Genomic DNA, 13,215 nt, shown 5'->3' on the forward strand with positions numbered 1-13,215 from the left:
TATTTTGAGCTTTTATGTGTATTTCCAACGCCTTGTGGATTTCAGCCGCCAACGTGGCAAGTTCCTCCGCCAAAGCCTCCAGATCGACACGGGAAAGCCCACGTCCGTAGCGCCCCGAGAGCGCCGCATAGCGCTGATGCGCGCCGTCCCAGTCGCCCGCTACGCCCTCCTCCAGTCCGGTCTCGATCATCTTGACGATGTCGCGTCTGGTGAGCGTGATCTTTTCCCTGAGCAGCGCGATCGCACGGTTCTCGGCCCGCACCTCCTCGGCGAGGTTCTCGATTTCGCTCGAGCGCGCCACGAGCGGCGCGAGATCGAAGCCAAATGCGTCCTCTATGGCTCCCCCCTGCCCTTTTCTGGCGAAGCGCTTCCCGTTCGGGGAATCGCGGCGGATGATCAACCCGGCGTCGACCAGGCAGGCGAGATGCCGCCGCAGCGTCGCCGGCGCCATGCCATGCGCACGGATCGACAGTTCCTTGTTCGACGGGAACACGACGATGCCGCCGCCAGCTGAGCCGGCTTCCGCCGCCTTTGCATTGGTCTCCGGCAGACTGAGCGCGGTCTCCTGATGGAAGCTCAACAACGCGTGCAATACGGATAGCGCGCGCTCGGTGACGCCGAGCGGCTCCTTGGCTTCGGTGAGCGCGCGAAACAGCCGCCATTTGTGGACGACGGTCTCGGATGCGCCCGGCTTTGCGGCGAAATTTTCGGTCGCGGTCTGGCTCGCCACCATGGCGAGCGACAACGGCCGCCGCCCGAAGGGCGTCGTTGGACGTGTCTGCATGTTCCTTTGCCTCATTCAGGCAAAAGAAATCCGCTCACCGAAACGGTGCCAAAATGCTTGACAGCGATTCGCGGAAGTGTGATTCTCTTAGGTGCGAACTTTGAGAAGGGCTTCCGGGACGTTACGTTTCGGGGGCCTTTTTCTTTTGCTGGTCAATCTCCATTATTGCCGATTGTCTTTTCCTGCCGAAACGCCTGATACAGGTCGGCCAGTCGTTCCGACAGATATTCTCCGAACGCTTTTGCGTCAGGGCCCTTCGCTTTTAGCGACACCGTATACCGCTTGCCTTCGGCCTTCATTTCAGCGGCCAACAATCCATCTTCGGACGCCCACTGCAGCTGATGTCCGTTTCTTACGCGGTTCATCGACTTTTTGGATTTGAGCCGAGCCACAATGGCGTTGAATCGCTCATCGCTGGAAAGGCCAGAAAAGCTAGCGTCCTCGATTGCTGTCAGCGCGCCATCGATCGAACCGGGCCTTTCGAGAAGCGCCTTGAGTTCATACCAACGATCCCGTCCGACCCCCTTTGCTGGCCCAATCGCTTCCAGGACTCGCTGGGGCAAGCTCGCAACCGAGAGCATTTTGGAGAGCGTGCTTCGGTCGATTGCAAGAGCCGTGAGGATCGTCGAGCTGTCTTCGTCATAACGCAGCTGCGAGAGCTTTGCGGCGAAGAGCGATTTCTCGATGAAGGACAGGTTTGCTCTGGCTGAATTTTCCTGCCCTTGCGCGACGACGTGCTCCCGATCCCCAAGGTCTTTGACTACGGCGCGAACTTTTCGCTCGAGTATCTTTGCTGCCCGCGCGCGTCTATGGCCGAATACGATCATGTAGCGACCGGCCTTAGAAGGATTTGGTCGAACTAGGATCGGAGAATCCTGCCCGCGCTCACGAATAGCCGCCAAAAGCTCATCGAACTCTCGATCATCCTCGGCGAGACGATCACGAACAAACGAAACATCGACGACGTCGGGGTCGAGCTCGACGACCGTCTCGCCTTCCATGAGCTTGTCCGCTCGGGCGGCCAACTCGTCGATCGAGCTCAAAATCGAACGAGATGCGCCTTTCAACGCATAATCGAGGGCAGGGGTCTTTTCGTCCACGCCACCTTGATCCATGAGGTTGGCGAACGGGTTTTTTCGAGCCACGATCCACTCTCCTCACTGATCTAGTTTATTGAAAACAAATCTCGTTTTCGCTGATTTTACGGCCGTCAACATCAGAGCCTCCCCCACGCCTGGTGAATGAGGCCTTGGATTTCAAAATTGACGGCGTCCATGCACTCGATCGCTCGATCGTAGGTGTCTCTGTTAAAATTCGCTCTTTCCACCTCATACAATGTCTGCTTCGTTAGCCCGGCGTCGGAGATCGCTGTCGACTTGAGCATCGGGCTTTTTAGAATCTCCTCGGCCAACATGGATTGCATGAACCCGAGCATTTGAGCTTGAGGGACATCCGTCGGCTCGTAACGCGTGATGAGGTATCGTAACCAGTCCATCTGCACGCGAGCCCCGACCTGCTTGATGGTCCGGGTGATATTGCCGAGCATGAGCAGGAATTGACTCATCGACATCAGGTCCAGCATTTGCGGATGCACGGTGATCAATACGGACGTTGCGGCGGCGAGCGCAGTCAAGGTCAGATATCCGAGCTGGGGAGGGCAGTCGATAATGACCGCGTCATACCGGTCATCCACCTCCTCCAGAGCGTTCCCGAGCCGGACGAAAAACCGCTTGCCTTCCTTCGAGCCCTGCATCGCGAGCGGCGTGGCATATTCATATTCCTGCAGCTCAAGATTGGCAGGAATAATGTCGAGAGAAGGAAAGTTCGTCGCCAAAATCACATCATGGATAGGCCTCTTGTCCTCGTCATAGCGAATGGCGTCGTAGAGTGACGGATTGCGGTCGATTTCTGGCTGGAATCCATGCAATGCGGAAAGAGACGCCTGTGGATCCAGGTCGATGACCAGCGTCCGATGCCCGGTCAAAGCGAGGTGTTGCCCGAGATGGGCGGCCGTCGTTGTCTTGCCGGATCCCCCTTTGAAATTAACCACCGCGATAACCTGAAGCTTCTCTCCGACTTTTCGGTGTGGGACGTATTTCTTGGCGTCCGAGCGACCATTCTTGTCCAAATATTGCCTCAGCTCGAACATTTGCTCCGCAAGATAGAACCTGCGGCCGCCAGCAGCGATCGTAGGCTCCGGCCCCTTCTTCTCGAGGTGAAGCCGCTTCAGATTATTTGGACTTACCCCGAGGTAATGCGCCACCTCGGCCATCGAGAATTGACGAAGAGTCTTCTTGGCGTTGGGAGGAAACTTCTCCAGCCGGAGCTGGTTGAGCTTCCGCGATATCTCGGCGCCCTGCGCGAGTATCTTATCGTCGAATTCGAATGTCGGAAGCATGCGTTATTGCCCAGTGTCGTCAAATAGCGCCAGGAAGACCATTCCTGCAGATTTAGCGCCATTATGTGCGATTCTCTCAGGCTGGCAAGAACAATAGGATTACCAAAATCCTAACGCCCTCGAGCTCTCGGGCTTTTGCGCTCTTGCTCGCAGAACTCGGCGGCCTGCGCATATCCAACTGAATTAGCGTTGCTTTATTCGATATTTTACGGCCGTCAACGCGTCGACAGACGGATGCCGCCGTAATGACATGTACGGCGGCAAAAAATGCTCGCGCCCGAGAGCTTCGACAGAGCGCCTCCTTCAGCGAACGGCGCGCCGTAGCGCGGGAGGACAAAGACCCCGCCCTCATAGATCAACGTTGCGAGATGGGTCTTCAGATAGTGGCCAAGAGAGGAGGGGAGCGCGCAGCACGTCATTTGCGCAAAGGAACAACATCGCCAAAAAGCCGTTGCCGTCGAGCAACGGATGAATGGTCTCGAACTGGACGTGCAGTAGACAGGCTTTGATCGGCGGCGGAATTGCGATCGGTTTTCGTGAATGAATTGCGCAAGGCGCCGAGAGAGCCGCCGAGTTCGCTCGGGGGCACGAACAGCGCGTCGCCCTTGCGCGCCGCCGATCCAATTCACCGGAGTCTTTCGTCTCACCATGCCAGCTCTGGAGGAGGAGGGCGTAAAGCTCACGAATGAGCAGAAGCGAGAACGAAACCTCTTCCTCTCGGATGTCGTCGATCATCTGAGCAGACTGCGCCTCGGCTGCTCCGTCGAGGCGGCCGAGCGCAAGCTCTTTGGCGCCGAGGCGACCGGGCCGATGGGCGGAGCTGGAATTTTCGCGCCGAGCTTCTAGCGAGAAGCAGATCGAGCTGCCGCGGCGAAGACACCGAGCGGGTTAAGCACTCCAAGCACCAAAGCCACATGTCGAGCCGCGTCGCATGCTGCACGGCGCTCGACAGCGGTCGAAGCCGTGGAAAGCCCCCAATCGCCTCCGCAGACAAAAATCGCCCCCCACGAGCGTGGACCGAGCGCATAGCGTCGATTTCTCTGCGCCTGTGGCATAAGCGCAACAATCACGCATCCCGCGCCGCGATACGTGTTTCTCCTAAGAAGATCGGGCTTCCCCAAAGAATCAAGGCGGAAACGCGTCAATTTTCTGAATTTTAGATGACTTTTTCGGTCATGAACCTGAATCAATGGTTCTCTCATGAGTAGATCGACGTCGAAATCTACCTAGGGGATCGTCGATGCGGAACTGGCCAGCGCGCCGCGAAAGACACGCGCGCATCGAAATCATTCCTATGATCGACGTGATGATGTTCCTGCTGGTCTTCTTCGTGCTGATCAGTATCAATGTGCTTCCGGCGCTCGGGCTCAAAGTCACGCCGCCGACCTCTGCACATCCAGACAAGGTCGTCGAGCGCACACGCGTGACGATCGGCATCGATCGCGCCGGCGATACCTATATCGACGGCAAGCCGATCTCGCTCGCCGAGCTTCCCGAACGCCTGCGCGGCCTTGCGAGCGAGGACAGGCCACTCGCCGTCGTCATCAGCGGCGACGAGGGCGCGGGACTTCAGAGTCTCGTCTCCGTCCTGGACGCGCTCAAGTCGGCGAAGGTCGCGAGCGCCTCCATCGTCACGAGGCCGCAATAGTGCGGGCCAGACCAGCGATGGACAGGCTCGATGTCGCGAGCAACGCCGCCGGACTCGCCGGCGCGCTGACGCTGCTCGTTTTGTCGCTGACGATGGCGCCTGAGACAAATCGTGTCTCGCCGGCCGACCCCGGCGCGCAGACGATGGAGATCGCGCTCGATCTGCCGGTCGAGGCGGAGGCGTCCGAGCCCCCTTCGCCGGAGCCGCTTCAAGAGACGCCCATTGACGCGCCGCAGCCGCAGACGCTCGAGGAGACGCCGCCGCCGAGCGATGCGCCCGCGCCCGTAGCCGCGCAGCCAAAGCCGCAAAAGCCCGAAAAGCCGAAGCCGAAAGCCGAAGTGCGTCCGCGCAAGGAACGCGAGTCCAAAGCCGATTTTAAAAAAGAAGCGCCCGAAAAGCCTGCCGGCGCTCGGCGGGGCGAAACCGGGGCGGAGCGAACGTCGCGCGCCTCCGGCAATGCCTCCGCCTTCCGCGCCTGTCTCGCCGGCGCGCCCTATCCGACCTCCAAGGACGCGCGGCTGCAAAAGCCCTCGGGCGCCGTCGGCATCGCGGTCTCTGGCGGCTTGGCCTCCGTCACCCACAGCTCCGGCTCCGCCCTCCTCGATTCCGCCGCGCGCTCGCGCGCCGTCGCCTGCGCGTCCGCAGCGGGCGGAGGCTCGCTCAGCGGCGTCGTCGTCTTTCACCCGAGATAGTCGCAACAGAGGTCCACCGATGAAGTTCCGTGTCCTGACTTTCGCTCTGCTCGCCGGCGTCTCGACGCCGACTCTCGTTCTGGCGCAATCGGCCGGCGAGCCGCAAAAGCCCGCGCATGACAGCCGCTCGCAGAGCGGCCTCACCGCGGCGCCGACCGATTTCGGCCGCGTCGACATCTACGGCAACGGCGCCGCGCAGCCGGCGCCGGACGGCGTCAACCGCCAGGATCTGGGCGGCGGCTATATGATCGAGGAAGAAGCGGTGAAGACGCGCTCGACAGTGACGCGCGACGCCATCGCCAAAATGTCGCCGACCGCCAATCCCTATCAGATGATCAATCTCCTGCCGGGCGTCGTCATCACCAGCACCGACAACTCCGGCCTCAATGGCGGCAACATACGTATCCGCGGCTACAACAGCGATCAGCTGGGCCTCACCATCGAGGGCATGCCGGTCAACGACTCCGGCAATTACGCGCTCTATCCGCAGGAATATGTCGACAGCGAGAACATAGAGCAGATCTCGATCGCGCAAGGCTCGCCCGATCTCGACAGCCCGCATATCGGCGCCTCTGGCGGCGTCATCAACATCTATATGCGCGATCCGTCGAAGACGCGCGGCGGCTTCGTCGATTTCTCCTACGGCATGCACAGCACAGCCCGCGAATTCGCCCGCGCCGAGACCGGCCAGATCGGCGACTTCCGCGGCTATGTGTCCTATTCGCATTACACGGAAAATCACTGGTCGGGTCCGGGCTCGAACGAGCGCCAGCATGTCGACTTCAAAGGCGTGTGGGAGCCGAGCCAGGGCAATCGCGTCGGCCTCTCGGTGATCTTCAACGACGCGCTGAACAATTTCTATCAATATCCGACGCTCGGCAGCTACAATACGCTCGGCGCGCGGTCGGTCGGCTACAATAACGCGCTGCCGGCTTCCTATTTCGTGCCGTCGGCAGGCGCCTGGGACCGCTCCGCCAATCAAGCGAACCTCTATTACAAATGGCGCATCAACCCGTTCCGCAATCTGATCGTCAGCGCGCCTTCGACCTTCGCCATCAGCAAGGACGTCACTTACGACGCCATCCCCTATTTCTGGTACGGCTACGGAAGCGGCGGCGGCGTGACCTCGGTGACCGAAAACGCGACGACGTCGGGAAGCTCGTTCTATTACGGCCGCTTCAACATCGGCGCGGCGGATTGGAACAACAATGGCGTCGTCACCAAGAACGACAAGGGGATGTATTACAACCCCTCGATCACCGAGACGCTCCGCCCCGGCCTCATCAACAAATTCACCTTCGATCTCGGCGATCACAAGCTGATGCTCGGCTATTGGTTCGAATACGCGAACCACCGCCAGACCGCGCCTTACGCCTTCCTCAACGCGGACGGCTCGATCGTCGACCCCTTTCTCGACTCCGGCGCGATCACCATTCCAGGCGTCGGCGCGCCTCAGTATCGCGATCTGCTGACCCAGACCGTCACCAATACGGGTTTCGTCAGCGACACTTGGTCGTTGCTCGACGACACGCTGACGATCGAATCGGGCGTGAAGGTCGCGTCCATCCATCGCTCGGTCTATAATTTCCTGCCCGGCGTGACGCCGCTCAACACACAGAGCGATCTCGTCGCTCTGCCGCAGGCCGGCTTTCGCTACAAGTTCTGGGATTACCACCAAATCTTCGGCTCGGTCGGCACCTCCTTCCGCTCGACGCCGAATTTCGCGCTCGCCGACACGGTGAACACCAGCAGCGGCGCGCTGACGCCGGCCAATCGTCTCGCCCCGGAAAAGGCGGTCACCGTCGAGCTCGGCCATCGCTATCAGAGCCCGTTGTTCGCCACGTCGGTGTCTCTCTATGGCTCGCATTACGAGAACCATCAGATCAGCACCTCCGTGTTCCTGCCGAACTCCAGCTCTTCCGTGAGCACGACGATCAACGCCGGCGCGGTCGATCTCTGGGGCGTCGCGGCGGAGATCGGCACGCGGCCGATCTATAATTTCCGGCCCTATCTCTCAGCCAATTACCTGCAGACACGCATTCTCGACAATCTGTCGACATCGGGCACGACCCCGGCCGGCTCGCCCATCTCGTCGATCAACGACTTCCTGCCGACCAAGGGCAAGCATCTGCCGAGTTCCCCCACCTGGACCGGCGCGCTCGGCGTCGACTATGACGACGGCCATATTCTCGGCAATCTGGCCGCCAAGGTGACGAGCCGCCAATATTCGACCTTCATGAATGACGAATCCATCTCGCCCTACGCTCGCATCGACGCGATGGTCGGCTATCGCTTCGACGACATCGCCTTCGGCAAGAAGCCGGAGCTGCGCGTCAACCTCTACAACGTCACCAACACGCATGCGCTGACCGGCCCCAACAGCGTGAAGAACAATGCGGTGGCGACGCGCGGCATTTACGGCAACGTCGTTTCCGCCAGCGCGCCGACCTATTACGTCGGCCAGGGCTTCTCGGCGACGGCGACCTTCTCGATGGGCTTTTGACCATGCAGATCGATCACGCCTTCTTCCACGAGATCTGCATCGACATTCTCTATGGATGTCTCCTGCTGCTCGCCTTCGTGCTGATCGAGCGGCTCGTCTATTACGCTCTGCTGGCGCTGCGCGCGCGCAAGATCAACGATGCGATCAAAGCCTATGCGCTCGGAACCTCGACGACGCCGAAGCCTTTCGGCGACGACGAGCTCAGCCGCAGCTTCGCCCAATATGTCGCCGCGCAGAACATGCCCGGCTGCACCCGCGCCCGCGTCGAGGATTTGTCCTCGGCGCTGTTCATCCGCGTCGACGCCAAGGTCAGCGCGCGCCTGTGGATGCTCGACACGATCGTCACCGCGGCGCCGCTGCTCGGCCTACTCGGCACCATTCTCGGCATCATGGACACGTTCAACGCGCTGTCGTCGGGCGGCGTCTCCGATCCTGCCGCGGTGAGCCGCGGCATCGCCGCCGCGCTCGTCGCCACTGCAGTCGGCATCGGCACGGCGCTCGTCGGGCTGATCGCCCATAATCTGCTGCACCGCCAAGCCGATGTCCTCATCGAGGGCTTCAAGAGCGCGCTGCTCGCAGCTACCCGCGACCGCTTCCCGGCAGCCGCAGAATAAGCGCCATCTCGGCGTTGGAGAGAGATCGGGGCAAAAGAGCCGACCGACCGGAGGAGCGAGGATGCCGATCACCAGACGCGCGCTGCTCGCAGGAGGAACGGCTCTCGCCACCGGCTTTCCGACGATCGCGCGCGCCGCGCCGCGATTGCCGCTGCGCCTGCTGGAAACGTCCGACCTGCACATGTTCGCGCTCGATTGGGACTATTATCGCGAGCAGCGTGATCCAACCGTCGGACTGAACAAAATCGCAAGCCTCCTCGCGCGAGCGCGCGAGGAGGCGCCGAACGCTTTGCTATTCGACAATGGAGATCTCATCCAGGGAAGCCCGCTCGGCGACCATGTCGCGCATGAAGGCGGCCTCGCCGCAGGCGCGCGCCACCCCATCTTCCGCGCGATGAACTATCTGCGTTATGATGCGGCGACGCCCGGCAATCACGAATTCAATTTCGGATTGAACTTTCTCGAGCGCGCCTTGACGGGCGCCGCCTTTCCCTATGTCGGCGCCAATATAGAACGCGCCGACGGCTCCGCCTTCCTTCCGCCCTTCCACATTCTGACGCGTCGATTCACCGATGACGGCGGCGCCGCGCATGAGCTGCGCGTCGGCGTCATCGGCTTCGCGCCGCCACAAATCATGATCTGGGACAAGGCCAATCTCGACGGCAGGCTGCGCTGCTGCGACATGGTGGCCGCAGCGCGCCGTCATGTGCCGGTTCTGCGCGCGAATTGCGACATAGTGGTCGCGCTGTGCCATTGCGGAATCGACCCGCACGCCGGCGTGGGCGCGGAGAACGCCGCGCTGCAGATCGCCGCCGTGCCCGGAATCGACGCGATCATGCTGGGGCATTCGCATCGGGTCTTTCCTGGACCAGATTACGCCGGCGTCGAGGGAGCGGACGCCGAGCGCGGCGCGCTCGCCGGCATTCCCGCGGTAATGCCCGGCTTTTGGGGAAGTCATCTCGGCGTGATCGACCTCGCTCTCGCACGCGACGGCGATCGATGGATCATCGATCGGTTTCATTCGCAGGCGCGACCCATCTATCGGCGCGAGACCGGCAAGATCGTCGCGCTCGCCGGCGTCGATCCGCAGATCGAGACGATCGTCGCGCCCGAGCATGAGGCCACGAAGCGCCGGGTCGACGCCCCTGTCGGCGAGATCGCGACTCCGCTCTACTCCTATTTCGCATGGATCGGCGTCGATCCGGTCGGCGCTCTCGTCAACGCCGCGCAACTCGCTTATGCGCGGCCGCTGCTGGAGGGAACGCCTTTTGCCGAGCTTCCACTGCTCTCTGCCGTCGCGCCGTTTCGCATGGGCTACACGCCGGACGCCTATATCGACCTCGATCCAGGTCCCGTAGCGCTGCGCCATGTCGCCGATATCTATCCTTACCCCAACACGCTGACAGCCGTGCGCGTGACCGGCGTGGAGCTGCGCGAATGGCTGGAATGCGCGGCCCGCGTGTTCCGGCGCATCGATCGCGACGGCGAGGGACCGCAGCTCCTCGTCGATCGGCGCACGCCCTCTTATAATTTCGACGTGATTGCCGGACTGCGCTATCGCATCGACGTCACGGCGCCCGCGCGCTATGACGCGAATGGCGAGCGTCGCCCCGAGAATGCGCGAATCGTCGATCTGCGTTACGCCGACCGGCCTGTCGATCCAGCGCAGCAGTTCATCGTGGTGACGAATAATTATCGCGCCGACGGCGGTGGCAAATTTCCCGGCCTCGACGGACGCAATATCGTGCTGCGCGCGCCCGACTCCAATCGCGACGCCGTGGAACGTTTTCTTCGCCGCGGCGCCGCCGTTCCCGATGACCGTCCCTGGTCATTCGCGCCGATCGGACGCCGCGTGACCATCGCTTTCGATTCCGCGCGAGCGGCGACTCGCCGTCTCGCCGAAGCGCCCGGCCTGCGCGCGACGCGTGAAGAAGCCGGCTATCTGCGCTACGAATACGACCTCGCCTGACGACGCGAAAACCGCTGCTTTCGCTCCGGCTGCGCCTCGGCGAACGAATAGGCCGGAGGTCGCGGTCCGCAACCGCCGAAAGCGCGCCGGCTGGCGGACATGCTTCGAGGCCGGCTCACTTGCGAATTCTCGTCGCATCATTGCCAGTGACCACCAAAGGCGCGCTCCGCATCATATCGAGGCGCGAACGGAACTCCTCGGCGACGCCTTGCGCGTCGAGCGAGTCACGAATAATGCGGGGCTTGATGAAAATGATGATTTCAGAGCGATCCTTGTTCCGGGTCGTGCTGCCGAACAGATCGCCGAGATAGGTGAGATGCCGAAGGCCAGGAATGCCGTCCTTGATGTTATTCTCCTGTTCGCTGATCAGGCCGCCGAGCAGAACTGTCTGCCCGCTCCGGACCGAGACGGTCGAATGCACGCGCCGCTGCGAGATCGTCGGGGTTAGGCTCGAGCTCACTGGATTGGAGATTTCTTGCTCGACCTCGAGCTGGACAACGCCATTGCCGTGCACATGCGGCCACACTTTTAGAATGACGCCGGTGTCACGCATTTGAATCGAGTTGACGATGGTGTTGGAAGTCGACAGCACCGTCGCCGATCCGGTCGAAATCGGGACTTGCTGGCCCACTTGCAGAAGCGCCGGTTGATTGTCCGATACGACGAGCGAGGGGGAGGACAGCACTTTGACGCTGGTCAGCGTCGTCAAGGCGTTCAGCACCACATGAGGCTGCGTCTCTGGTCCCAGCAGCAAATTGAAGCCCGGCAGCACGCGTTGAAGGACGAGGTTCGATACGACATCCGTCGTGGAGGAGGTGGTGGAGGACGAGGAGGTCGCGGCGGCGGTCGTCGCGTTCGTCAACGATCCATTGGCTCTCGAAGAGTTTCCGAGATAATATTGCACGCCATATTGCAGATCGTCGTTCAGCGTCACTTCCGCGACCGTCGCCTCGATCGAAACCTGCATCTGCGGCTTGTCGAGCGCGCGCAGCGACCGCTCGACGACGAGATAGTCGTCTTGGCTCGAGTAGACGACAATGGAATTGTTGGCGTTGTCGGCCGTGATGCGCATGTTTTGGAATACGCCCTTCGGCAGCGAGCCGGAGACGCCGCCGCCATTGCCTTTCTCTTCATTGTCGGCGTTCTTCTGCTCGGCGAAATTGCTGAAGGCCGCCGAGATCTGATTGCCTCCGCCGGAGCCGGCGGCGGACTGTTGTCCGTTCGCGCTGTTCTGTGAGCCAGTCGCCGAAGCGCTTCCGTTTCCCGAGAAGCTGCTGCCGGTCGAAAGCTGGTCGAGCTTGGTTTGGGCGACGCTGGTTCCAGGCGCGAGCTGGCTTGCAGCAGAATCTGTCGCCTGGCCCGCGCCCTTGCCGACGAATATCTCGTTCAAGATTTTTGCGATACGCGTCGCATTGCCGTTGACGAGCTGATAGACGCGCACCGTCGATCCGCTCACATCCGATCGATCGAGCCTCCTCAGCCATAGGGTCGCGCGTTCGAGAAGCTGGCGATTGCGGGTCACGATGAGAACGGCGTTCATCCGGGGCATGGGCTGAAAGGCGATCGTTCCGGCGCCCTGGCCGTTTTCGCCCGTGTCGAATATTCGCTCGAGCTCACGGATGATGTTGTCGGGAGAGGTCGATTTCAGCGGATATATGCCGACCGAACGATTGCGCAGCCATTCGACGTCGAAGCCGGAGACCATGTCGACGACGGCTTGGCGTTCACTCGAAGTTCCATGAACGAGAAGAAGATTGCGCGCAGCATCGGCGCGGATGGCGCCGGCGCGCGCGATAAAATTCTCCGCCGTTTTGGCGAGCGCGACGGCCGAGGTGTTGTGCAGCGGGATGATTGTGACGCCATAGCCCGGCTGCACGGGACCGATCGCGGTCGGCCCGGCGCCATTCGCTTCCGAAAGCGGAATGATGCGAATGATCCGGCCCTCGCGGAGAAGCGCGGCGTTGGACATGCGGATCGCATTTTCGAATGTGGGCAGAACGTCTTTTTTCGGGATGGGGCCTGCCGAGACAATGGTGATCGCGCCATGGACGCGCGAATCGATGGCGAAGTCGAGGCCGAGCGCGTCGCCGAGCAGCGCTTTGGCGACCGTTTGAATTTCCGCCTGCTCGAAATTCATTTCTATTTCATCGCCGCGCGACGTCACGCCGGGCTCCGTCGGCGCCTCGCCCGATGAGCGCTTTGGCGAAGCGTCCGCCGCGCCAGGATAGAGAGCAGGTCCGGCGGCGCTCTTGTCGAGACGCGAGCCGCCAGAGCTCGTCGTCGGAAAATAGGCGGAGAAGTCCTTCATGCGGGCGACATCGACGCTGTCGCCGGGACCGATCCCCATCAATTGCTCGGTAGAAGAGCAGGCCTGCAACAAGACCGCGATCAGGAACAGAAGCTTCCTGGGATGCGCCGTCCGAAACCGAAAAACTCGCGTCACTCTATGCACTCCGACACCGCCAACTATAGAGCTTTCATATATTGCGCAGGACTCGACAAGCCTTGTCGAGCAAGATTCGCGCCGCTAATTCGCTTGCGCCACGGCTTCGCTATGTATAAATACCATATGACGGTTGCGCAAGAATCTTGCATTGGCTGGCGACG

11 protein-coding genes are annotated in these 13,215 nt (G+C 61.3%); 6 read left to right on the forward strand and 5 right to left on the reverse strand.

What is annotated here, in order from left to right; genetic code table 11:
- The 4 genes from repC to A1351_RS26225 form a co-directional block, all read right to left on the reverse strand.
- A partial coding sequence (gene repC / locus A1351_RS15625) for a plasmid replication protein RepC (protein ID WP_256388646.1) occupies window positions 1–745 on the reverse strand: 745 nt, incomplete at its 3' end.
- A gap of 191 nt (window positions 746–936) precedes the next feature.
- On the reverse strand, window positions 937–1,929 hold the full coding sequence (repB, locus tag A1351_RS15630; RefSeq protein ID WP_064033413.1) for a plasmid partitioning protein RepB: 993 nt from the start codon (window positions 1,927–1,929) through the stop codon (window positions 937–939).
- A gap of 71 nt (window positions 1,930–2,000) precedes the next feature.
- Window positions 2,001–3,182 (reverse strand): plasmid partitioning protein RepA, encoded by a 1,182-nt coding sequence (repA, locus tag A1351_RS15635; protein ID WP_024881650.1) that lies wholly within the window; start codon window positions 3,180–3,182, stop codon window positions 2,001–2,003.
- Between the two features lie 348 nt (window positions 3,183–3,530).
- Entirely contained in the window at window positions 3,531–3,917 is a 387-nt protein-coding gene (locus A1351_RS26225; RefSeq protein WP_083967361.1) for a Fic family protein, read from the reverse strand.
- Here A1351_RS26225 and A1351_RS25440 point away from each other — a divergent pair.
- From A1351_RS25440 to A1351_RS15665, 6 genes are all read left to right on the forward strand, one after another.
- A complete protein-coding gene (locus A1351_RS25440; protein ID WP_024881651.1) occupies window positions 3,831–4,028 on the forward strand; it encodes a hypothetical protein in 198 nt (65 codons plus the stop codon). The two genes, A1351_RS26225 and A1351_RS25440, sit on opposite strands and share 87 nt — an antisense overlap.
- Before the next feature lie 394 nt (window positions 4,029–4,422).
- On the forward strand, window positions 4,423–4,830 hold the full coding sequence (locus A1351_RS15645) for a biopolymer transporter ExbD (RefSeq protein ID WP_024881652.1): 408 nt from the start codon (window positions 4,423–4,425) through the stop codon (window positions 4,828–4,830).
- A complete protein-coding gene (locus tag A1351_RS25445; protein ID WP_198022807.1) occupies window positions 4,830–5,522 on the forward strand; it encodes a hypothetical protein in 693 nt (230 codons plus the stop codon). The genes A1351_RS15645 and A1351_RS25445 overlap by 1 nt, the downstream gene beginning before the upstream one ends.
- A gap of 19 nt (window positions 5,523–5,541) precedes the next feature.
- The gene (locus A1351_RS15655) at window positions 5,542–8,025 is read left to right on the forward strand and encodes a TonB-dependent receptor (RefSeq protein ID WP_024881654.1); all 2,484 of its coding nucleotides are present in this window, start codon (window positions 5,542–5,544) and stop codon (window positions 8,023–8,025) included.
- 2 nt (window positions 8,026–8,027) lie between these two features.
- Window positions 8,028–8,639 carry a MotA/TolQ/ExbB proton channel family protein gene (locus tag A1351_RS15660; RefSeq protein ID WP_064033414.1) on the forward strand — a complete coding sequence of 204 codons (612 nt, stop codon included), beginning with the start codon at window positions 8,028–8,030 and terminating at the stop codon, window positions 8,637–8,639.
- Between the two features lie 61 nt (window positions 8,640–8,700).
- On the forward strand, window positions 8,701–10,608 hold the full coding sequence (locus tag A1351_RS15665; RefSeq protein WP_064033415.1) for a bifunctional 2',3'-cyclic-nucleotide 2'-phosphodiesterase/3'-nucleotidase: 1,908 nt from the start codon (window positions 8,701–8,703) through the stop codon (window positions 10,606–10,608).
- 115 nt (window positions 10,609–10,723) lie between these two features.
- Here the strand turns inward: A1351_RS15665 and gspD are convergent, their stop codons facing one another.
- Window positions 10,724–13,051, reverse strand: coding sequence for a type II secretion system secretin GspD (gene gspD / locus A1351_RS15670; RefSeq protein ID WP_245291662.1), 2,328 nt, complete (start codon window positions 13,049–13,051; stop codon window positions 10,724–10,726).
- Window positions 13,052–13,215: the final 164 nt, after the last annotated feature.

Origin of the sequence: Methylosinus sp. R-45379 (genome assembly GCF_001644125.1) — a bacterium.
GTDB lineage: Bacteria > Pseudomonadota > Alphaproteobacteria > Rhizobiales > Beijerinckiaceae > Methylosinus.